Here is a 21,112-nt window from a genome sequence, read left to right as displayed (position 1 = left end):
CAGTTTCGAACTATTGTGAACGTGTGGATCGGGTCTGGTACGTCGCCTACGGCTCCAACCTGGCGATGGAACGATTCCGCTGCTACGTGTCCGGCGGTCAACCATCCGGTGGCGCGCGGATGTACCCCGGCTGCCGCAACCCGACAGCACCCATCCGCACACAGGGTGTCATGATCCCCGGCCGGCTGGTCTTCGCCGGCGCGTCGAAGACCTGGGGCGGCGGCTCCGCCTTCTACCACTGGTCGGCCGCCGGTGAGGTCGCCGCCCGCGCGTACCTGCTGACCGCGGAGCAGCTCAGCGACGTCGCGGCGCAGGAGATGTGGCGCGAGCCCGGCGGCGAGTTCGCGCAGCAGTTGACCGCCGTCCTCCCCGGCGTCGAGGAGCTCCACACGCTGGGTCCGGGCCGCTACGAGACCGTGGTCCGGCTCGGTGAGCTCGACGGGATGCCGATGTTCACGGTCACCCACGGCACGGTCGCGGACCTCGAGCCGGCCGCGCCGTCTCCGGCGTACCTGCACTGGATCAGGACCGGCCTGCGTGAGGCTCACGGCTGGGACGAGGAGCGGATCGCCGACTACCTCAGCCTGGGGGAGTAGGCGTCGTACGCACCCACCACTCCGCGAAGGCGGCGTGCATCGCGAACGCGATCCAGAACGACGCGGCGAAGCTGGCCGGGAACGACAACAGGTTCGGGAGGGTGAAGATGTAGACCCAGATCCGGATTGTGCCGACGCCGATGCCGATGGCATAGGCGCGGATCATGAACCTCCGGTGGGTGGCCATGTCGCCGCCGCGGATGGCGCGGAACGCGCGCACCAGGCAGTACAGGAACCACAGGCCGAAGACGACCGTCGCGGCGGCCTGGACCCATCCGCCGAAGCTGTAGAACAGGCCGAACCAGATCGCGAACACCCCGCACAGCAAGGCACATGTCAGCACGATCCGGCCGAAGCGGCGGTGGAACGTGTAGTGCCGGGACCGGATCCGGTACGCGAGCTGGACCGGCGCTCCGACCAGGTACACCACTGCCGGCGCGATGTGGAAGTACGCGATCCACGGGTGCGCGACGTACTCCTTGTCGATCGCCTCCGGCGGCATCGTGCCGTTGGCGATGTGCGGCACGTCCTTGACCAGTCGGGCGGCCGCGAACGCGAGGATGATCCCGGCCAGAACCACGATCCCGACCTGGACCACCCGCAACCGGCTCCGCCCCAGCGTTACGACGGTCTGCGTCATACCGACGACGCTAGGGCGGAGCACCTTTCAGCGGTCTGGCGGCGAAGTCACCGCCTGACAGCTAGGCAGGTTGCGGTGGCGTGCTTGGTCGGGTCGCTCTCGGAGGTCGCGGTGAGGGTGATCTTGGCGAGCGGGCCGCTACCGGCCTTCGTGTAGACGGGCACGGTGACGTCCTGGCCTGCGTTCGCGGTGGCCAGTGCGTTCGGCAAGGAGATCGGCCAGTCGTTGCCGTCCGCCTTGGCCGACAGGCGGTAGACGTCGCCCTTGAGGTACTGCGTGACGTCCTCCGGCTGGCTCCCGGTCGCGCCGGCCTTGCCGGTGTTGGTCAGCCGGAAGTTGCAGGTCTGTACGCCGCCCGCGCCCGGCTTCGCCACGGTCGGGAGGAGCCGTACGCCGCGCTTCTGTGCGCCGGAGCCGTCGAGCGAACGGATCGCGACCGTGTAGGCGAGAACCCCCTTGCTGTCGCGGTGCACGTTGGTGATGTAGAAGTGCAGCCGATTCGCCGTGTCGGTGTATTCGTACTCACTGCCGGAGTTCGTGCCGGCGTGGAACAGCGCGTCCGCCAGCTGCCGGTAGTCGCCGATCGTGATCGGGACCTTCGTACCGTCCGGCAGCACGTAGTCGGTCAGGTTGATGTTCTGCGGGTTCGCGTCGACGACCCATTCGAACGGCGCGCGGTCCTGGTTCTTCGTCTTCGCGAGCAGCACACCGGCGTCCGGGGTGAACGAGTCGGTGCCCATCCGGTCCACGACCTCGACCGTGTAGTTCTGGTACCCGCGGCCGTCGCAGAGCGGATCGGTCGCCGCGTCGCACGCCGGGTCCAGGTCACCCGCGCCGCCGAGCTCGATGTTGATCCCGGACAGATCCTTCGTACCCGGGTTCACGCTGCGCGCGGTCACGTTCGCGATCACGACACCGGACGAGGCGAGCGCCTCGCGGGACAGCCGCAGGACGTTCTGCTCGTCGACCATCGCCAGCTTGATCTTGTTCCGCAGCATGTGTTGCGCGCCCATCGACGCGCCACCGGTCGCCGGGATCATCCAGCGGCTGTGCGGACCACCGGGCCCGTTGAAGCTGCCGCGGCTGAGCATCTCCCAGATGCCGGTGTAGGAGCGTCGGGCCGGCACGCCGTACGGGTTGTTGTAGTTGTCGCCGATCCCGAGGATGTGGCTGAACTCGTGTGCGAAGACCGCCATCCCGGAGCTCTCCGCCTGGGTGGACGAGCCGCCACCCGCGTTCAGCCAGATCGACGAACCGGCGGCCCACGACGTCCAGTCGACGTACCGCGTGTCGGACCAGTTCGGCAGGGCCGGGTCCGGCGGGCCGAAGTCGTCGGTGACGTCCTCCTTGGTCGGGAACTTCATCATTCCGAACTCCTGCCAGGTGGACGACTCGTCCTGGCCGGCGCTGAGGAAGAACACGAAGTCGAACCCGGCCGGTACCTCGGCGCCCTGGTCGGCTACCCAGGCCGCCTTGCCGTCGGTGCGGATGTCGCGGCTGCAGTTGTCACCGGCCGGGCACTCGGCCGGGCTCTGGAACTCCATCCCGTACTCGTGCGACTTGCCGGGCATCCGGTACGGGCCGAACGCGGTGAGGTCGACGCCGTACCGGCCGCCGGAGTCCTCCATCCAGTACTCGTGCAGCGTGTGCCCGTGGTTCAGCGGCTCGGGCTTGTTCAGGAAGTCGTGATAGAAGGACGCGACCTGATCCCGGGGTACGCCGTTCGCGGCGGCGCTCGGGTTGCCGAAGACGGTCGAGCCCTTCGGCTTGGTGATGACGAAGTCCTGGTTCGGGTAGTCGAGCAGGACGAGCGCACCCTTGAACGTCCGGGTCGAGCCCTTCACGCTCGGATCGGCCCAGTTGGTGCCCGGCGGTTTGACGTAGTCGTCCCACGTCATGTGGTCCGGGTTCTCCCAGTTCTGCGGGTCGATGGGTCCGGGCAGGCCGGACGACGCTGTTGTGGCGATGCGCTGGTCGTGGCCGGACTCCTGCCACGGCTGCTTCTGCGGCCAGTGCGGGTACTGCCAGGCGTTGGCGGGGTCCGGTGGAGCGCTCGGTGCGGCGAGCGCCATCGACGGGACGGATACGGCGGCCAGTACAGCGACCAGCCGTAGTACACGACGAAGCTTCCGTTGCTCAGACACGGGCGGGTATCCGATCGACGAAGGGGGACAACGAGACAAGACCTGAGCTTGCCTGCTGAGACGCCGTACCACAACGGATCAGCTCACTGTATACAGTATGGTGAGTATTCGACCTTGGATGGAGGAACCATGTACTCGGTCACCGACCCGGCGACGGGTGAGCTGGTGGAGGAAGTGGCGAACTCGACGGAGGAGGAGGTGCGAGCGGCGATCGGGCGGGTGGCCGCGGCGTACCCGCGGTGGCGAAGTCGGTCCGTGGCGGAGCGGGCCGCGATCGTGGCGCGGGCGGCGGACCTGTTCGAGCAGCGGGCCGACGAGCTTGCGCCGATCATGACGGTCGAGATGGGCAAGCGGATCAACGAGGGCCGTGGCGAGGTCGGCATCGTGGTCGACATCTTCCGGTACTACGCCGAGCAGGGGCCGGCGCTGCTCGCCGACGAGCCGATCGACATCAAGGGCGGTCAGGCGGTGATCACCAAGGAACCGATCGGGCCGCTGCTCGGGATCATGCCGTGGAACTTCCCCTGCTACCAGGTGGCCCGGTTCGTCGCGCCCAACCTGGTGCTCGGCAACACGATCCTGCTCAAGCACGCGTCGATCTGCCCGCGCTCGGCGCGGGCGATCGAGGAGATCCTGCACGCGGCCGGCGTACCGGCGGACGTCTACGTGAACACGTACGCTTCCAGCCGGCAGATCCCCGCGATCCTCGCGGACCCGCGGATCATGGGTGTCTCGCTGACCGGCAGCGAGCAGGCCGGGATCTCGGTCGCGGCCGAGGCGGGCAAGCACCTGAAGAAGACCGTGCTGGAGCTCGGCGGCTCGGACCCGCTGATCATCCTCGACACCGCGGACATGGACGAGACGGTCAACGCGACCGCGACCGCCCGGATGCGGAACTGCGGCCAGTCGTGCAACGCCCCGAAGCGGATGATCGTCCTCGCCGACATCTACGACGAGTACGTCGACCGCCTGACCAAGCGGGTCACGGAGTACTACGTCCCCGGCGACCCGTCCGACCCGGCGACGAAGCTCCCGCCGCTCGCGTCCGACGCCGCGGCCGACGAGGTTGCCGGCCAGGTGGCGAAGGCGATCGAGCAAGGTGCGACCCTGCGTGCCGGTGGCCGGCGGATCCGGCCCGGCGCGTTCCTCGAGGCGACCGTGCTGACCGACGTGACGCCGTCGATGGACGCGTACTACGAGGAGATCTTCGGGCCGGTCGCGATCGTCTTCCGGGCCGAGGACGAGGACGACGCCGTCCGGCTCGCCAACGACACGCCGTTCGGCCTCGGCGCCTCGGTCTGGGGCACGGACGCCGCCCGCAACCGCCGGGTCGCGAACCGGATCGACGCCGGCATGGTCTACCTCAACCGCGCCGGCGGCTCCCAGGCCGACCTCCCCTTCGGCGGTATCAAACGCTCCGGCCTAGGCCGCGAACTCGGCTCCGCCGGCATCGAAGAATTCATGAACAAAAAGTCAATCCGCCTGTAAACCAGACAAGGAAAAAGAACCCAAAGAAAGAAACAAAGAGGGCTGTTCAGAAGTCCCGAGTAGGCCTTGAAGGAAGAGATCAAAGAAAAGATCAGAGGAAGAAGAGAGATTTAGAGTGGTGGCCGGCTTCGGCAACCGGCTGTAGATTAGCGACGCGACGTCAGCGTGTCAGAACACACAATCGACCCACCGCAATAGAAGAATTGGAGCTGGTGCTGCACCATGCTGGCCGTGTCCATCCCGGTCGCCGGAGGCCGCCACGACCGCTGAGCGATGACCGAGTGCGGCTGGGAGCCAGTACTGAACGACCACATTGGTACGCCGACGCCATCTACACCGGCATCACCGCCACCGTCCCGTACAAACGCAGCAAGCACCGGGACCTCACGGGCTACGAACAAACCGTCAACAGAAAAATTTCCACGCGACGATCCGCAGTCGAACGCGCCATCGGCCACTTCAAGAACTGGTGAATCCTCACCGCCGGCTTCCGTGGCCGACCGACTTGGCTGGTGACGTCTGAACAACCCCCGAAGAGCTTTAGAGTGGTGGTTGGCCCTCAGTGGTCGGCCGGTAGATCCTCGCTACCGTCGGCTGCCTGACCGCGCACATCGGACGGCATTGTCTGGGGTGATATGTAGGACAGCAAACTTGCGGGCGGTCACTGAACTGACCACTCCTCTGAATATCTTCCTTTCTTGGTCTTTCCTTCAGTATCTTCCTGAGGTCCGACTCGGGGTTGCTGAATAATCCTTTCCGTTCTTTCTTCATTCAGTGCTTGGTCCGGTGGCAGCAAGCGGTCAGCTGGGGAAGGGTCCCGGGTGGGGTGGCTCAGACTTGATGGGATGAGCCACTTGCCGCCGCCCGCTGCGGGCGCAACGCCGTACCCGGGTCCGCCGCCGGTTGCCTACGATCCGGTGGCTGTTGCCGTGGGCAACGCTTCGTTGCTTGGGCTCGGCTACCTGATGGCGCGCCGCCGGGGCTTCGCCGTGCTCAACTGGATCGGTACGGCGACATTCGTCGTGCTGCTGGTGTCGGTCCGCGAGCTCTGGTGCGAGCTCGCGCTGATCGGCTGGTGGCTGCTCGTCGTCGTGCACGGCTGGCTGCTCGCCCGGACGAAGCCGTACCGGAAAGCCCAGCCGCGCAAGCGGATCATCGCCCTCGCCGTCGCGATGCCGATTCTGCTAGTTGCCGGCCTGCTGCGGATTGATACTGCGCGGATCGACGACAAGGTGATCGACGCGCGCGACGCCGGCGACTGCGGGCAGGTCAAGCGGACGGCGGACAGGCTCGGGTTCTGGCACCGGCTCACCGACGGGCCGAAGACGGTCCGCAGCGAAGGCGACGTCGCGGCCTGCGAGCGGATCGACGAGGCCCGAAGCGACCTGGCCGATGGCGCGCGCGGCAACCTGCTGTTGCTGGACTCCGGCTTCAAGACGCTCTCCGAGGTTCTGAACCGGCCCGGCCAGGATCGAACCGTCGGTCGCGCGGTGGACGAGTTCCTTACCAAGCTCTCGAAGAGCACGCCGTGCGCGGTCGTCCAGGTCACCGGCTGGCTGCGCTCGCGCACGCCGACACATACCACCCTCGACCGGGCCGCCGCGGCCGTGCCGAAGTTCGAGCCGAACGCCTTGCTCAGCTGCGGTGACGCCCAAGCCATGGCCCAGCAGTGGCCGAGTGCGCGCAGCACCTACGAGCAGCTCGTCGGCCGGTATCCCAAGGCCAAGCAGGCGGCTCGTGCCCGCGGCGGCGTCCAGCGAGCGACTCTCGCCATCGAGCTGGCGAACGTGCGCGACCTGGTGACCAGTGCGACGTACTGCGACTCGCCCGCGCAGTACAGCGGGGCTCCGCCGTACCACCGCGGCGTCAATCCCACGCTCTTCCTGGGTGACAACGAGTACACCTCGAGGCTGCCGAGCCAGTGGAAGACGAGCGACCCGTACCGCGCCACGCTCATCCTGTGCGCCGGCGAGGCCAACTACGGTACGGCGGTCCGCACCTGCCCGTACACGCCCGAGTTGAACCCGAGTGCCGTGCCGACCGACGTCACGTTCCACCAGATCGCGATCCCGGTGAAGGTGTACGAGCTGCGGACCGGGCGGCAGGTGTACGGGGCGACGGTCGAGATCGCCGGCTCGTCGTGCCCGCGGAGGCTGAACTACACGACGTCCGTCCCGTACCTGAACGACTATGTCCCGTCGACGCAGTACGTCGCCCCCACCAACGCGACCATCAAGGCTGCCTTCCAGGCTCTCGTCATCCGCCGCTGACGAGCACATACTGCGAGATGTAGGGGGAGCTCGTCTCGAGGGGGGCCGACGATGCCCGTGCCCGGTGGTTACTCGATCAAGACCTATCGGTATCTGCGGATGGCGATGGTCGCCATGATCGTTTTGCTCGGTGCCGCACTGGTGATCGAATGGTCGAAAACCGATCCGCACTGCCTGCAGACCTCGATCAGCGCGTACTACTACACGCCGGTACGCGCGATCTTCGTCGGCGCGCTGATCACGATCGGCGTGTGCATGGTGGTGCTGAAGGGCAACACCGAGCCGGAGGACATCCTGCTCAATGTCGCCGGCATCCTGGCGCCGGTGGTCGCGCTGGTGCCTACGCCGGGCCAGGGCCGCTGCCACTCGGTGCAGATGGGGATCAGCGACGCGGCGGCGAACGTCTCGAACAACATGGGCGCGCTGTTCGCGATCGGCGCGCCCTGTCTGGTGCTGACCACGATCTTCGTCATCCGCGACCGGATCACGAACCCGGACCGCTGGACGCCGATGTACGTGCTCGGGCTGGCCGTCGCGGTGGTGCTCTTCGGCGGGGGACTGGCCTGGTTCTTCGCGGACCGCGACGGATTCATCGGACACGCCCACTATGCCGCCGCGATCGTGATGTTCGCCTGCATCGTCGTGGTCGTGCTGGTCAACGCCGAGCAGTTCCGGCGCAAGCAGCGCAAGCACGCCGTCGCGCACTCACCGGCCAACCGGTACTCCGTGATCGCGCTCGCGATGGTGCTCGGGCCCGCGGCGATGGTCGGGTGGAAAGCGCTCTTCGGCTGGGACCACGCGGTGCTGTGGATCGAGGGCGCGCTGATCCTGCTGTTCGCCGCGTTCTGGCTGAGTCAGACCCAGGAGCTGTGGAACGAAGGCATCCGTCAGGATGTGCCGCGCTCGCAGGCGACACCGTCGCCGTTGCCGTCGAGCGCTCGCGAGTAACCGGGCTCGCCGCGGTGCAGCGGCGCCTTCCCGGCGGCGCGGACCTCGGCGCAGCTCTTGTAGAACACGGCCGTGGTCGGCACGACCGTCGATCGCGGTTCCACGGTCGGCTGGGCGAGCGCCGGCGTACCCGCGGGCCGCACCAGCAGGAGGCTGACGACGAGGGTCATCAGGATCACGGGCACGGCGACGAGCGCGGTCATCCGGATCCGGCTCGGACCGCCGTACCGGGCGATCGGGCCGCGGATGGCGTGACCCTGCTGGTCGACCCAGAACGCCCAGCCCGCAGGAGCGGCCGGCCAGCTGTCCGGTGGACGCCAACGCCGCGGCGGGCGCCAGTCTCGTGTCGGTGGATCGGGCCATTCCGGTGGTGCTTTGAACTGCCTCACTTCTGCTTCCTCCCCGGCAGGCAGCTTAGCTTTCCCGCGGGCCGACGGAAGGGTCAGGGCATCAGGAGTTGGCGCGTTCGCAGGCGATGCCGTCACCGTCGCGGTCCAGCGCTCGCGAGTATCCGGCGTCGCCGCGGCGCAACGGTGCTTTACCCGCGGCGCGTACTGCGGCACAGGTCCGGTACCTCGGCGGCGTCGTCGGGATCGGTGCACGTTCTGCCAGCCGGGCGGGTTTCTGGGTGCGCCGGGCCGGAGGCGCCGGTGTTTCGGTGGGTGCGAACACGGCGAGCGCGGCGGTTGGTGGGTCGCTGGTGTTGAAAGGGTTCAGTACGACGAGTGCCATCAGCGCGGCCGGTATGCCGGCGATCGCGGTCACCTTCAGCCGGCTGGTTCCGCCGTACCGGCCGACGGGTCCGCGGACGGGTTCGCCGCGCTGGTCTGTCCAGAAGATCCACCCCGCGGGCGCGGCCGGCCAGGAGTCCGGTGGGCGCCAGCGCCGGGGTGGGCGCCAGCTTCGGGTCGGTGGATCGGGCCATTGCGGTGGTGTGGTGAACTTGCGCACTTCATGCCTCCGGAACGCAGCCTAGCGACCACGGAGCGGAAGGGAAGGGCTACGGCCCGAATTCGTGGAATCCCTTGTTTTCAAGCGTTTGCGACCTCGAACGGCGGACGGTTAGCTAAGTCTCGTTGACAGACTCAGCTGGTGGTGTGACGCTCTACCCATGACGGAGACGCAGCGCACCAGGACCTTCACGTGGGACGACCCGCGGGCGACGGCCGCGCGGGTCGGGAGCACGTCGGGGCTGGAGATGCTGCAGGCGATGCGGGACGGCGACCTGCCGGCCCCGCCGATCCTGCAGCTGGTCGGCGCGACCGGATTCGAGGTCGACGAAGGCAAGGTCACGGTCTTCATGCCCGCCGCCGAGTTCCACTACAACCCGCTCGGCACGGTCCACGGCGGCATCATCGCGACCCTGCTCGACACCGCCGCGGGCTGCACGGTCCACTCGACGCTACCGGCCGGCGTCGGCTACACGTCACTCGACCTGATGACCCGCTTCATCAAGCCGGTGACGGTCGACTCGGGCCAGCTCAGCTGCGTGGGCGCCATCGTCAGCCGCGGACGCCGTACGGCGGTCGCCGAGTCCCACCTGTACGACGAGCGCGGCAAACTCCTCGCCCACGCAACCTCGACCTGCCTGATCTTCGACCTCACCGCCTGAGCGGAGGCACGTCCCAGTCGTCGTCGGACGTCCGAACCACCGCGATCGCGCAGTACGCGAAGCAGACGGTCATCAGCAACCACGCGGCCATGTCGACGACCGGCTGCTGCAGAATCACGAACGCGACTACGTGCGCCGGCGTGGTGAGCACCATCGCCAGCCAGCCAACGGCCGGAATGCTTCCACGTAAGGCGAACCCCATCAGGATCGCGCCGATCACGTGACCGGCGACGAACACCCCGGCGCTGATACCGGCCAGCCCCGAGGAATACAGCTTGTCGATCACGACGGCCGCCGTACCGCGTTGCTCGGCCGGCAGCTGCCCGCCGATCAGGAACAGGTTGTCGATCGCACCCAGCGCCCACGAGCCGAGGTACGCGACCAGGTTCACGGCGAGCGCGATCGTGGTCAGCACCGGGCGGCGCCGCCGCGACAGCCGCGCCGCGGCGAGGAACGCCGGGACAATGGTGAGAATGCCCAGGTAGCCGAGCAGCGCGAAGACGAACTGCCGGTCCGGGTTGGTGGCGATCTGGTCGAGCGCGCGGCGGGTGTCGTCGTCGTTGGTCTGGAACAGCCGGGCGATGCCGATGCTGGTCGCCGGGACCAGGAGCAGGACCGCAGCGGCATACCGCCGGAAACGGCGTACGTCGTGAACCCGGACCGTCTTCCCCGTGCCGTGCGGGGTCTCGCGCAGTGTGGTCATCTTCCCCTCCGAAGGTCGGTGTCGTTCCGAGCCTCGGACACGCGGAGCCGGGGAAGCAGAGCGGAACCTCCCGGTCGCCCCGGGTGGCTGCCCGGCCGCCCCAGGAGGCGACTCCCTGTCGCGGAGCGGCAGATCGAGTGATCATGACCGTATGCGGAGGGGAAATCTCGCGCCGGTCGTCGCGGCCGTTGCCCTGCTGCTCGCCGCGGTCGCGGTGTGCGGCACGCTGCTGGTCGGCCTGGACGCGAGTACGGCGATCTCCAGCTACCTGATCACGAACGTCGCGATCGGACTGTCCGCGACTCCGGGCGGCTTCCTGATCGCGCGCCGGCGGCCGTCGAGCCCGATCGGGTGGTTGCTGCTCGGTCTGGGGTGCGCGCCGCTGCTGACCGCCGCGACCGTGCCGCTGATCGCCGCCGGCCACGAGTCAGGCTGGCCACAACCGGTCCTCCGGCTGCTCGTCACCGTGCTCAACTTCGCGTGGGGCTGGGGTCTGTTCTGCTGCCTTCCGCTCGCGCTGCAGCTGTTCCCCACCGGACGTCCGGTGACTCCGGCCTGGCGATGGCTCGGGTGGCTGACGCTGGTGACCGCGGTCGTGAGCGGCTTCTCCACTGGACCGACACCCGAGTACGGCGCCTCGTCGTACTTCGTGTCGTCGTGGTGGCAGACCGGTGAGCAACTCGGCGGCGTGCTCACCCCGCTGGTCATGCTGGCGACGGTGATCAGCCTGATCGTGCGCTTCGCAAAGGCCGGGGAAGTCGTCCGGCAGCAGCTGCTCTGGCTGGTCGTCGCGGTCGTGCTTGTGATCCTGGTCAACAGCCCGTCGTGGTTCTCGGTGCCGACCGGGAAGGAGATCTTCCTGCTGCTGAGCTTCCCGCTGATCCCGGCCGCGATGACCGTCGCGGTGCTCAGGTACAGGTTGTTCGACGTTCGGCTGGTGCTGTCCCGGCTGCTCCTGTACGGCGCGCTCTCGGCCGCGGTGATCGCGGCGTACACGGCGTTGGTCGCACTGCTCGAGCGGCTGCTCAGCTCCGCCGGCGCACCCGTGCTGGCCACGCTGGCCGTCGCGCTCGCCTTCAACCCCGTCCGGCTCCGGCTGCAGCGCCTGATCGACCACTGGCTCTACGGCGCGCGCCGCGATCCGGTCCGCGCGGTCTCGGTCGTCGGGAGGCAACTTGCCGGTGACGACCTCACCGGCGTGCTGGACGCGCTATGCGCCGCCTTGCGCCTGCCGTACGCCGCGATCGAACGGGGAGCCGAGTGCGTCGCGGTCTCCGGGACCCGGCCGGACGACGTCGTCACCGTCGAGCTCCGTCACCACGACGAGGTGGCCGGCCTGCTCGTCGTCGGTGCTCGCCGTGGTGAGCGGCAGCTGTCCAAGCCGGACACGGCCGTCCTGGGTCTACTGGCCGGCCCGCTGGCGGTGGCGCTGCACTCGACCGCGCTGCGGGAGCAGCTCCGGGAATCCCACGATCGGTTGCTGACGGCAACTTCTGACGAACGTGAGCGGCTGCACCGCGACCTGCACGACAGCCTCGGCCCGGTACTCACCGGCGCGGCGTTCACCGCGGACGGCGCGGCACTGGCGGCCCGGTCGGACCCGGAGCGCGCCGAGCAGCTCGCGACCCAGCTGGCCGGGCAGTTGCGGGCGGCGATCGCCGACGTCCGGCGGATCGTCTACGCGCTGCGTCCGCCGGTGCTGGACGAGCTGGGACTGGTCGCCGCTCTCCGCGGGCACAGCAGTGGACTCGGCCGGATCGCCCTGACTGTCGAAGCGCCGGACTCGCTGCCGCGGTTGCCGGCGCCGGTCGAGCTCGCGGCGTACCGCATTGCCAGCGAGGCCCTCACGAATGTCGCCCGGCACTCCGCGGCCCGACGGGCCACCGTCTCGTTGACGGCGGACTCCGGCGCGCTGACGGTCACCGTGACCGATGACGGTCGATCGCAGCGAGCCTGGCCGGCTGGGGTCGGTCTCGAGTCGATCCGGGCGCGCGCTGCCGAGCTGGGCGGGGCCTGCGAGCTGGGTCCGACGGCGCACGGCGGCCGGGTGGCCGCCGTACTCCCGCTGGGAGGAGGCAGATGATCAGGGTCCTGGTCGCCGACGATCATCCGGTCGTCCGGGACGGGCTTCGGGCGTTGTTCGAGCAGCTGCCGGAGATGGAGCTGGTCGGCGAAGCCGCGACCGGCCGGGAGGCCGTCCGCGGGGCGGTCACCGAGCGTCCGGACGTGGTGATCATGGATCTGGGCATGCCAGACCTGGACGGGTTCGCGGCGACGGCCGAGATCGGGAAGGCCGCGCCGGAGGTCGCGGTGCTGGTGCTCACGATGACCGACGACGACCGGACCCTGAGCCGCGCCGTGCGAGCCGGCGCAAAGGGCTACCTGCTGAAGGGTGCGACCAAGGAAGAGATTCGCCGCGCGGTGACCGCGGTCGCTGCCGGCGAAGCGATCTTCGGTCCGTCGGTCGCCGGCCGGTTGCTCGGTCAGCTGAGTGCGCCGCCGGCCGACCCGTTCCCGCAGCTGACACCGCGGGAACGGGACGTGCTTGGCCTGCTGGCGACCGGTCGGTCGAACGCCGGCATCGCCGAGTACCTCGGGCTGTCCTTGAAGACCGTCAACAACCTCACGTCGTCGGTCTTCACCAAACTGCACGTCAACGGCCGAACCGAGGCCGCGTTGCTCGCCCGGGACCACGGCCTGGGCTGAGCGCGGCTGTTCAGGCCTGGTCGGCGAGCAGCTTCTCGGTGGCGACGAGGCGGACGCAGGTGGCCAGGCCGGTGATGGCGGCCTCGACCTCGGGGAGCTCCGGGAAGGTCGGGGCGATCCGGATGACCTGGTCGGTCGGGTCGTCGCCGTACGGGTGAGTGGCACCGGCCGGGGTGATGGCGATGCCGGCCGCCTTCGCCTTGGCGACGACCTCGCGGGCACAGCCCTCGGGCACCTCCAGGGTGATGAAGTAGCCGCCCGCCGGTGAGGTCCAGGTGGCCAGGCCGGTGCCACCGAGCTCGGTGGTCAGGACCTTGTCGACCACGTCGAACTTCGGCCGGATCAGCGCCGCCAGCGCCCGCATGTGCGCGTGCAGCCCGTCGGCGTCGCGCAGGAACTGCACGTGCCGGAGCTGGTTGATCTTGTCCGGGCCGATGCTGCGCTTGACCGTGTGACTCAGCCACCACTCGAGGTTCGCCGGCGACGACCCGAAGAACGCGACGCCGGCACCGGCGAAGGTGATCTTCGAGCTCGAGCCGAACACGAACGCGCGGTCCGCGTGCCCGTGCTCGGCGCAGAGCGCGAGCAGGTCGGCGATCTCGGCGGGGGAGTCGGTGAGGTCGTGCACGGCGTACGCGTTGTCCCAGAAGATCCGGAAGTCCGGTGCCGCGGTTTCCATCGCGGCGAGCCGGCGGACCGTCTCGTCGGAGTACACGGTGCCGTCGGGGTTGCTGTACTTCGGCACGCACCAGATGCCCTTGATCGCGGCGTCCTCGGCGACCAGCCGCTCGACCACGTCCATGTCCGGTCCGTCGGCCGTCATCGGCACCGGGATCATCTTGATGCCGTACCGCTCACAGATCCCGAAGTGCCGGTCGTACCCCGGCACCGGGCAGAGGAACGCGAGGCCCTCGACGTCGGCCCAGCGCCGCTCGGCGCCCGGCACCTTCCCGAGCAGCGCGAACACGACGGCGTCGTGCATCAGCTCGAGACTCGAGTTCCCCGCGGCGAGCAGTTGGTCGACCGGAACCTGCAGGTCGGCGGCGAAGATCTCCCGCAGCTCCTTGAGCCCGTTCAGACCGCCGTAGTTGCGCAGGTCGGTCCCGTCCGCACCGACCGGCTCGGTCCCCAGCCGCAGCATCGGATTGGCCTCGTCAAGCTGCTTCGGCGAAGGCTTCCCCCGCGTCAGATCCAGCTTGAGCCCCTTCGCCACCAGCTCTTCGTAGTCCTGGCGCGCACGGTCACGCTGGGCAGTCAGCTCATCCACACTCACGGGGAGTCCTTTCACACAGTGCTCGATCTTCGAGCCCAAGCGTAAACGGAGGGGTGCGCGGCGGTCGCCTCGCACCCCTCGTTCGTCCACCTGGTGACAAGCCCTCGATCAGCGGTGGGGGCAGAACGGGAACTTGGGTGGGCAGTTGGTGGGCTTGATGGTGTTCGGCGGGACGGGCGGGGTGATCGGTGGGGTGACCGGCGGAGTGACTGGGGGCGGCGCGTCCTTGCCGTTGGAGAGGAAGATCGTGATCTTCGCTCCGGCCGGTGCGCCGTCCTCCTGGCGGGGGGAGGTGTACGCGACGGTGCCGGCCACCGCGTCCGAGTCCACCGGTGCCGGAGCGACCTCTGCCTGGAAGCCCATCGACAGGAGCTTCGCGATCGCGTCGGCCGGTGGCATGCCCTTCAGGTACGGCAGGTCCTTGACGTTACCGCGGATGATGATGTCGCTCGGCTGGACGAACTTGGTGGTCGGCAGGCTGTGCAGGGCCAGCTGCATCGCCGTCTCCCAGATCGGTCCCGCCGTACCGGAACCCGACGGATCACCGATCTTCTTGCCGTTCAGGACCTGCTTGCTCAGGTCCTGGGCGGGCGGGTCGGCGTCACCGACCACGGCCGCAGCGGCGAGCCGCGAGGAGTAGCCCGAGAACCAGACCGCGTGGTTGAACTGGATGGTGCCGGTCTTGCCGGCCAGGTCGCTCTTGCCGAAGTTGACCTTGGCACCGGTGCCGCCGTTCTGCATCACCTGGTGCAGCACGTAGTTGACACCGTCGGCCACGCTCGGCGAGAGCACCCGGTGGCAGCCGGGGCCCGGCGTCGGGATCGCCTTGCTGGTCTTGAAGACGGTGATCGCCGTGACGATCTGCGGGGTGCAGTACATCCCGCGGGCGGCGAACGTCGCGTACGCGTTCGACAGCATCAGCGGCGTGATCGAACCGGCCGAGCCGAGCGTGAACGAAACCACCTGCTCGAGCGGCTTCAGCGACTGCCCGTCGTACATCCCCAGCCGCGACGCGATGGTCGCGATCGGGCAGAGACCGATCTGCTCGGACAGCTGCAGGAAGTAGGTGTTGGTGGACGCCCGCGCCGCGTCCACCATCGACGGGTCGGCGATCGTCTTGGTCGAGTTGCTCGGGTTGTAGTCGTCGTCGGAGGTCGTCCCGTTGCAGGTGCTGAACTTCTTCCCGCTCAGGTCGATCTGCTGCGGCGAGTTGATCCGGTACGTCGTCGGCACGCCCTTGCCGATCGCCGCCGCGATCGTGAAGGCCTTCATCGTCGACCCGTTCTGGAATCCGCCGAACCCACCGGGGTACGACTTCTCGACGTTGAAGTTGTACGCGGTGTACCCCTTCTTGCTGCCGTACGTCCGGCTCTGCGCCATCGCCTTGACCAGACCGGTGCCCGGCTCGACCATCGTGATCGCGGCGACCGCCTGGTCGCCGAACTTGGTGTGGTTCTTGATCGAGGTCTCGGCGGCCGCCTGGATCTTCGGGTCGAGCGAGGTCTTGATCACCAGGCCCGCGGTCTCGACGTAGTTCTCGCGTTCGTCCGGCGTCTTGCCCAGCGACGGGTTGGCCTTGAGCTTGGCCATGACGTAGTCGCAGTAGAACGGGTACCGCGAGTTCGCGCAGCCACTCGGCACGTTCTGTACCCGGGCCGGGTTGATCACCGGGGTCTTGATCGCCGCGGCGGCCTGGGTGGCGGTGATGATGTTCAGCTCCTGCATCCGCCGCAGGACCACGTCGCGGCGCGCCTTGGCCTTGGCCGGCTTGTCGATCGGGTCGTACCCGCTCGGGTTCTTCACCAGACCGGCGAGCATCGCCGCCTGCGGCAGGTTCAGCTTGTTCGCGTGGACGCCGTAGTAGTGCATGGCGGCCGCGTCGATGCCGTACGAGCGATCACCGAAGAAGGCGAGGTTCAGGTATCCGTTGAGGATCTCGTTCTTGCTGAGCTCCTTCTCCACCGCGATCGCGTACCGCAGCTCGGCGACCTTGCGCTCGTAGGTGTCGGTGGTGGCCTGCTGGTACTCCTCGGGCGTGTTCGCCTTGTTCACCAGGTTCAGCTTCACGAACTGCTGGGTGATGCTGGAGCCGCCCTGCTGGACGCCGCCGGACGACTTGTTCCGCAGCAGCGCGCGGAGCGTGCCCTTGGCGTCGAGCGCGCCGTGCTCGTAGAAGCGGTCGTCCTCGATCGCCACGATCGCCTTCAGCATGATCGGGCTGATCGCCTTCAGCGAGACGGGCGTCCGGTTCTTCTGGTACAGCGTGGCGATGGTCGTGCCGTCGGCGGCCACCATGACGCTCTTCTGGGCCAGCGGGGCCGTCTTCAGGTCCTGCGGCAGGTACTGAACGCTGTCGTGGGCGGCGTTCGCTGTCACCCCGGCCAGACCGGCCATGGGGAGGGCCAGACCGGCTGCCAGCGCTCCGGCGAGAGCGCTGACCAGGAGAAACATGAAGACCGACATCACGACGTTGGGCCGGCGGGCCCGCTCGCCTCTGTGCATGGTTGGGCAGATTACGTCAGGAAAAGGATCTCCGGCAGCTTTTCCGTTACGGAATTTACACATTTGCCCACCGATCTCACCTTGGGTAGGCGCGCGCTCACTGCACGGCAACCACTCCGGCTCCCGCGACGACCACCTCGAGGCAGTCCCGGAACAGGTCGTCGACGGTCCGGCCCGGCTCGAAGTACTCCGTGATCGCGCGCACGGAGACCGGGTACGCCGCGGTGTAGCTCGCGAGGTCGAAATCGGCCGGGTCCGGTCTGGGGGACTGCTCCTCGAGCGCGTGGCCGATCGTGAACCGCTCCACGGTCAGGGCGATGATCCGTGCGTCCCGCAGGCTCAGGCCACGGTCGGCGAGGGTGCTCATGGCGAGCTCCGACCAGGCAGCCGTCTGCCGGGACAGTTGGGCGATCGAGACCACGCGAGCGCCGTCCGGGTGGGCGAGCAGGGCGGCGCGGAGCCGTACGGCGAAGTCGGTCAGCCACTCCTGCCACGGCTGCTCCGGCCCCGGCGGGGTCGGGTCGGGGACGATCGCCTCCGCGATCGCGGTGACCAGGGCCGATTTGTTCGGCAGGTGCCAGTAGAGCGTCGGGGCCTGCACCCCGAGGCGGGCGGCCAGTTTCCGCAGCGTGACGCCCTCCAGCCCTTCGGCGTCGAGCAGCGCGACCGCCTCGTCGACGATCCGGGTCTTGTCCAGGCTCACCTGGCGGATTCTAACAGTGTTAGAGTGGATCTAACGGTGTTAGAGAGAGGGGTGTCGTGATGAAGGCTGCAGTTCTGCACGAGGTGGGCGGGGTGCCGCGCTACGAGGACTTTCCGGACCCGGTTCCGGCGGCCGGCGAGGTGCTGGTCGAGGTCCTCGCGGCCGCGCTCGAGAACGTGGACAAGGCGGTTGCCGCCGGCAAGCACTATGCGAGTGCGCAGTACCTCACGGAGTTGCCGATGATCCCGGTTTTCGACGGCGTCGGGCGGCTGGCGGACGGGACCGTGGTCGGGTTCGGCAACCCGCGGTCGCCGTACGGCGCGCTTGCCGAGCTGACCGTCGTACCCGAGGGCTCCTACGCGCCGATCCCGGACGGGGTCGATCCCGCCGTGGCGACGGTGCTGGCGTCGGCGATCACCGCGATGACGATGCGGACCGCGGCCGGTCTGGAGCCGGGAGAGACCGTACTGATCCAGGGCGCGACCGGAGTGTCCGGGCGGCTCGCGATCCAGGTCGCGCGGTTGCTCGGGGCCGGCCGGATCGTTGCGTCCGGCCGGGATCCCGAGCAGTTGCAGGAGCTCGAGGTGGACGCGACTGTGAACACTGCGGTCGTGGACGACGTACTGCGGGAGGCGTACGTCGCCGCCGGTCCGTACGACGTGGTGCTCGACTTCCTGTGGGGGCGGCCGACGGAGATGTTGCTGCGGGCACTCACTCCGGAGAGCTTCGCGTTCGGCAAGCCGACGCGCATCGTGCAGACCGGCGAGGTCGCCGGCCCAGACCTCGTCGTACCGGCGTCAGCCCTCCGCACCTCCGGCGTGGAGCTCTACGGCGCCGGCCGCAACCTGAACCCGGAGCGAATGGGCGAGGCCTACCACCAGGTCCTCGAGTGGACCCGCACCGGCAAGCTCACCTACATGATCGACCGAGTCCCCCTGACCGACATCGAAACCGCCTGGCAGGGCACCAGCTCCCGCGGCCGCCGAACTGTCATTATCCCTTGACCACCGGGCCACTTTCGTCCGGTCCGGTAGTCGTTCCTCTTGGTTGCTCGAGGACTTCGGGGAGGTTGCCGGGGCTCAGGATGCCGAGGCGTTTGGTGGCTCGGGTGATCGCGACGTACAGGTCGGACCAGCCGCGGTCGGACTCCGCGACGATGCCGGCGGGGTCGGCGATCAGGACCGCGTCGAACTCGAGGCCCTTCGACTGCGGTACGTCGAGGAGTGCGACCTGGGCGTCGAGAACGGCGGGGTCGTGGGTGTGGACGACGTCGGGGAGTGCTGCGGCCAGTTCGTCGTACCTCGACGACGGCACGATGACCGCGAGCCGGCCGTCCCCGATCACTTCGCGTTCGATGGTGATCGTTGTTCGTAGAGCGTCGACGAAATCGGTGGCCGGGACGCTCTGGAGGTCGGGCTCGACGCCGGTTTCGCGGACCGAGGTGGGCGGGGTGAGCGCCGGATCGATGGCGTTCAGGACCCGGCCTGCAATGGTCATGATCTCGGTGGGCGTGCGGTAGTTGACGGTCAGTTCGGCGCTTTGCCAGCGGCGGGGTGCGTAACGGTCCAGCAGTTCGGCCCACGAGGTGACCCCGGCCGCCGAACCGGTCTGGGCGATGTCGCCGACCAGCGTCATCGAGCGGCGTGGGCAGCGGCGCATCAGCATCCGCCAGTCCATGGCCGAGAGTTCCTGTGCTTCGTCGACGATCACATGACCGAACACCCACGTTCGATCAGATGCTGCGCGTTCGGCCAGGGTGAACGGATTTTCGATCAAGCGTGTTCGTTGCGCGATCAGATCCTTGAACTGATCGATCTCCCACGGTTCGATCGTGATCCGGTCGGCGGTCAGCTCGATGTCGACCACGCCCTGAGCGTACTCCCGGTTGGCCGCCTCGGCCGCCGCGTCCTCGGCCTGCTGACGCTTGCGTCCGGCAACGACCCCGCTGGTCTCGCCGAGCAGCTCGGCCGCTTCGTCGAGCAGCGCGACATCGGACGGCGCCCAGCCCGCCGCGACTGTTCGCAGCACGGCGCTGCGCTCGTCGTCGGTGAGGTGGGGAGCGGCCGCCGCGAGTGGTCGCGGCACGGCGTTGCGCTCGTTGTCGGTGAGGCTGGGAGCGGTCGCCCCGAGTGGTCGCAGTACGGCGTGGCGCTCGTCGTCGGTGAGGTGGGGAGCGGCCGCGGCCAGTCGCTCCGCCGAGGAAAGCAAGACCGAGACCAGCGCCTGCGGAGTGAGCTCGGGCCAGAGCCGGTCGAGCAGGGCGAGGACCTGGTCGTCCTCGGCGAGCTCCTTCTGGATGTCCTCGATGTCGTCGGTGCCGACGTACTGCCGGCCGATGCTCTCGATGATCTGGTTCGACAACGTCCGCACGATCCGCCGGACGAAGAGCGGACGCGCCCGGTTGTGCTGCTCACGCGCCTCGAGGGCCGCCTTCTGCGCCTTCCGGATGGCGTCCGGCCGCAGTACGAGCTCGTGCTGGTCGACCTTCAGCCGGATCGGCTTGGCCGGGACGAGCCGGTACCCACGGATCGCCTGGGCAAGGACGTCGGCCATCCGAAGGTCACCCTTGATCCGCGCCGCTTCCGCCGACTCCGGTGCGGTCGCCACGATGCCCGGGTACAGCTCGCTGATCGTGGCCAGCACGACGTCGGTCTCGCCGAGCGAGGGGAGCACCTGGTCGATGTAGCGGAGGAACGTACTGTTCGGCCCGACCACGAGCACGCCGCTGCGAGAGAGCTGCTCGCGGTAGGTGTAGAGCAGGTACGCCGCTCTGTGCAGCGCGACCACGGTCTTGCCGGTCCCGGGACCGCCCTGGACCACGAGGACGCCGGGCAGGCTTGATCGAATGATCTCGTCCTGCTCGGACTGGATCGTTGCGACAATTTCGTTCATCCGGCCGGTCCGGCTCGCGGTGAGCGAGCTGAGCAACGCCGCCTCGCCGATCAGCGTGCTGCGGTCGGTGTCGCCGAGCGCGTCGAGGTCGAGGATGTCGTCGTCCACGCCGACGACGGTCCGGCCGTGCAGCCGGATGTGCCGGCGCCGCTTGACGCCGAGCGGATCGGCGGCGGTGGCGCGGTAGAACACCTGCGCGACCGGCGTCCGCCAGTCGATCAGGATCGGCTCGTAGTCGTCGTCGAACAGCCCGATCCGGCCGATGTGGAACCGGTCCCCGCCGGTCTCGTCGATCCGGCCGAAACAGAGTCCGCGCTCCACCGACGAGAACTGCGAGTGCCGGCCGGAAAAGAGGTCCGTGAACGATTCGCGCTCGGTGAACGCTTGATCGGTCTCGGTCGTTTGTTCGGATTGAACCCGGTCGAGCTCGGCCTTCGCCTGTTCGCGCAGGACGTCGAGTCGTTCGTACATCGTGGTCACTTCGCCTTGCTCAGCAGCGATTTCACTGGCCAGTAGCTGGTCCGTCACCTTGCCCCCGATCATGCTTGCAGATTGCCCGCGGCTCTGATAATCTGTACTTAGAAGCCTGAGAGGGCTTCTTTTTTATTGCCTGACACAAACACCCAACGGTAGCA

General features: G+C 68.3%; 18 protein-coding genes. 9 read left to right on the top strand and 9 right to left on the bottom strand.

The window, feature by feature from the left end:
• Nucleotides 1-23: 23 nt before the first annotated feature.
• On the top strand, nt 24-596 hold the full coding sequence (locus tag AB0E69_RS09420; RefSeq protein ID WP_360142062.1) for a histone deacetylase: 573 nt from the start codon (nt 24-26) through the stop codon (nt 594-596).
• Here AB0E69_RS09420 and AB0E69_RS09415 read toward each other — a convergent pair.
• Both AB0E69_RS09415 and AB0E69_RS09410 read right to left on the bottom strand, forming a co-directional pair.
• Nucleotides 580-1,236 (bottom strand): DUF2306 domain-containing protein, encoded by a 657-nt coding sequence (locus tag AB0E69_RS09415; RefSeq protein WP_360142060.1) that lies wholly within the window; start codon nt 1,234-1,236, stop codon nt 580-582. The genes AB0E69_RS09420 and AB0E69_RS09415 overlap by 17 nt on opposite strands.
• Nucleotides 1,237-1,283: 47 nt before the next feature.
• Nucleotides 1,284-3,380, bottom strand: coding sequence for a M6 family metalloprotease domain-containing protein (locus tag AB0E69_RS09410; RefSeq protein WP_360142058.1), 2,097 nt, complete (start codon nt 3,378-3,380; stop codon nt 1,284-1,286).
• 129 nt (nt 3,381-3,509) lie between these two features.
• Between AB0E69_RS09410 and AB0E69_RS09405 the strand changes: the two genes are divergently transcribed.
• The 4 genes from AB0E69_RS09405 to AB0E69_RS09390 all read left to right on the top strand — a co-directional run bounded on the left by AB0E69_RS09405 (nt 3,510) and on the right by AB0E69_RS09390 (nt 8,086).
• On the top strand, nt 3,510-4,868 hold the full coding sequence (locus tag AB0E69_RS09405) for an NAD-dependent succinate-semialdehyde dehydrogenase (RefSeq protein WP_360142056.1): 1,359 nt from the start codon (nt 3,510-3,512) through the stop codon (nt 4,866-4,868).
• Between the two features lie 212 nt (nt 4,869-5,080).
• On the top strand, nt 5,081-5,341 hold the full coding sequence (locus AB0E69_RS09400) for a transposase family protein (protein WP_360143010.1): 261 nt from the start codon (nt 5,081-5,083) through the stop codon (nt 5,339-5,341).
• A gap of 372 nt (nt 5,342-5,713) precedes the next feature.
• Nucleotides 5,714-7,138, top strand: a complete 1,425-nt coding sequence (locus tag AB0E69_RS09395; RefSeq protein ID WP_360142054.1) for a hypothetical protein — start codon at nt 5,714-5,716, stop codon at nt 7,136-7,138.
• A gap of 51 nt (nt 7,139-7,189) precedes the next feature.
• The gene (locus tag AB0E69_RS09390) at nt 7,190-8,086 is read left to right on the top strand and encodes a hypothetical protein (protein WP_360142052.1); all 897 of its coding nucleotides are present in this window, start codon (nt 7,190-7,192) and stop codon (nt 8,084-8,086) included.
• Here AB0E69_RS09390 and AB0E69_RS09385 read toward each other — a convergent pair.
• Nucleotides 8,026-8,475 (bottom strand): excalibur calcium-binding domain-containing protein, encoded by a 450-nt coding sequence (locus AB0E69_RS09385; protein WP_360142050.1) that lies wholly within the window; start codon nt 8,473-8,475, stop codon nt 8,026-8,028. The genes AB0E69_RS09390 and AB0E69_RS09385 overlap by 61 nt on opposite strands.
• A 61-nt stretch (nt 8,476-8,536) precedes the next feature.
• The gene (locus tag AB0E69_RS09380; RefSeq protein ID WP_360142048.1) at nt 8,537-9,037 is read right to left on the bottom strand and encodes an excalibur calcium-binding domain-containing protein; all 501 of its coding nucleotides are present in this window, start codon (nt 9,035-9,037) and stop codon (nt 8,537-8,539) included.
• Nucleotides 9,038-9,197: 160 nt separating this feature from the next.
• Here AB0E69_RS09380 and AB0E69_RS09375 point away from each other — a divergent pair, with 160 nt between their 5' ends.
• On the top strand, nt 9,198-9,698 hold the full coding sequence (locus AB0E69_RS09375) for a PaaI family thioesterase (RefSeq protein ID WP_360142046.1): 501 nt from the start codon (nt 9,198-9,200) through the stop codon (nt 9,696-9,698).
• Here the strand turns inward: AB0E69_RS09375 and AB0E69_RS09370 are convergent.
• Entirely contained in the window at nt 9,688-10,401 is a 714-nt protein-coding gene (locus AB0E69_RS09370; RefSeq protein WP_360142044.1) for a hypothetical protein, read from the bottom strand. The genes AB0E69_RS09375 and AB0E69_RS09370 overlap by 11 nt on opposite strands.
• Before the next feature lie 151 nt (nt 10,402-10,552).
• Here AB0E69_RS09370 and AB0E69_RS09365 point away from each other — a divergent pair, with 151 nt between their 5' ends.
• Nucleotides 10,553-12,484: a GAF domain-containing sensor histidine kinase gene (locus AB0E69_RS09365; RefSeq protein ID WP_360142042.1), complete on the top strand. Its 1,932-nt coding sequence runs from the start codon at nt 10,553-10,555 to the stop codon at nt 12,482-12,484.
• A complete protein-coding gene (locus tag AB0E69_RS09360; protein ID WP_360142040.1) occupies nt 12,481-13,107 on the top strand; it encodes a response regulator transcription factor in 627 nt (208 codons plus the stop codon). The genes AB0E69_RS09365 and AB0E69_RS09360 overlap by 4 nt, the downstream gene beginning before the upstream one ends.
• Before the next feature lie 10 nt (nt 13,108-13,117).
• Here the strand turns inward: AB0E69_RS09360 and AB0E69_RS09355 are convergent, their stop codons facing one another.
• The 3 genes from AB0E69_RS09355 to AB0E69_RS09345 all read right to left on the bottom strand — a co-directional run bounded on the left by AB0E69_RS09355 (nt 13,118) and on the right by AB0E69_RS09345 (nt 17,585).
• Nucleotides 13,118-14,380: an aminotransferase class I/II-fold pyridoxal phosphate-dependent enzyme gene (locus AB0E69_RS09355; RefSeq protein WP_360142038.1), complete on the bottom strand. Its 1,263-nt coding sequence runs from the start codon at nt 14,378-14,380 to the stop codon at nt 13,118-13,120.
• A 108-nt stretch (nt 14,381-14,488) separates the two neighbouring features.
• Nucleotides 14,489-16,882: a transglycosylase domain-containing protein gene (locus tag AB0E69_RS09350; RefSeq protein WP_360142036.1), complete on the bottom strand. Its 2,394-nt coding sequence runs from the start codon at nt 16,880-16,882 to the stop codon at nt 14,489-14,491.
• Nucleotides 16,883-16,979: 97 nt separating this feature from the next.
• Nucleotides 16,980-17,585, bottom strand: coding sequence for a TetR/AcrR family transcriptional regulator C-terminal domain-containing protein (locus tag AB0E69_RS09345; RefSeq protein ID WP_360142034.1), 606 nt, complete (start codon nt 17,583-17,585; stop codon nt 16,980-16,982).
• Nucleotides 17,586-17,644: 59 nt separating this feature from the next.
• Here AB0E69_RS09345 and AB0E69_RS09340 point away from each other — a divergent pair, with 59 nt between their 5' ends.
• A complete protein-coding gene (locus AB0E69_RS09340; protein WP_360142032.1) occupies nt 17,645-18,589 on the top strand; it encodes a zinc-binding alcohol dehydrogenase family protein in 945 nt (314 codons plus the stop codon).
• Here the strand turns inward: AB0E69_RS09340 and AB0E69_RS09335 are convergent.
• Complete coding sequence (locus tag AB0E69_RS09335; RefSeq protein ID WP_360142031.1) at nt 18,579-21,020, bottom strand: ATP-binding domain-containing protein; 2,442 nt, start codon at nt 21,018-21,020, stop codon at nt 18,579-18,581. The genes AB0E69_RS09340 and AB0E69_RS09335 overlap by 11 nt on opposite strands.
• Nucleotides 21,021-21,112 lie beyond the last annotated feature (92 nt).

Source organism: Kribbella sp. NPDC026611 (assembly GCF_040638345.1).
In the GTDB taxonomy this organism is placed as follows: domain Bacteria; phylum Actinomycetota; class Actinomycetes; order Propionibacteriales; family Kribbellaceae; genus Kribbella.
This window is presented reverse-complemented; position numbering and strand designations above follow the sequence as displayed.

Coding starts and splice junctions, on each gene's coding strand:
- AB0E69_RS09370 (WP_360142044.1), bottom strand. CDS start 10,401: ATGACCACACTGCGCGAGACCCCGCACGGCACGGGGAAGACGGTCCGG.
- AB0E69_RS09405 (WP_360142056.1), top strand. CDS start 3,510: ATGTACTCGGTCACCGACCCGGCGACGGGTGAGCTGGTGGAGGAAGTG.
- AB0E69_RS09390 (WP_360142052.1), top strand. CDS start 7,190: ATGCCCGTGCCCGGTGGTTACTCGATCAAGACCTATCGGTATCTGCGG.
- AB0E69_RS09395 (WP_360142054.1), top strand. CDS start 5,714: ATGAGCCACTTGCCGCCGCCCGCTGCGGGCGCAACGCCGTACCCGGGT.
- AB0E69_RS09415 (WP_360142060.1), bottom strand. CDS start 1,236: ATGACGCAGACCGTCGTAACGCTGGGGCGGAGCCGGTTGCGGGTGGTC.
- AB0E69_RS09375 (WP_360142046.1), top strand. CDS start 9,198: ATGACGGAGACGCAGCGCACCAGGACCTTCACGTGGGACGACCCGCGG.
- AB0E69_RS09335 (WP_360142031.1), bottom strand. CDS start 21,020: ATGATCGGGGGCAAGGTGACGGACCAGCTACTGGCCAGTGAAATCGCT.
- AB0E69_RS09360 (WP_360142040.1), top strand. CDS start 12,481: ATGATCAGGGTCCTGGTCGCCGACGATCATCCGGTCGTCCGGGACGGG.
- AB0E69_RS09340 (WP_360142032.1), top strand. CDS start 17,645: ATGAAGGCTGCAGTTCTGCACGAGGTGGGCGGGGTGCCGCGCTACGAG.
- AB0E69_RS09350 (WP_360142036.1), bottom strand. CDS start 16,882: ATGCACAGAGGCGAGCGGGCCCGCCGGCCCAACGTCGTGATGTCGGTC.
- AB0E69_RS09365 (WP_360142042.1), top strand. CDS start 10,553: ATGCGGAGGGGAAATCTCGCGCCGGTCGTCGCGGCCGTTGCCCTGCTG.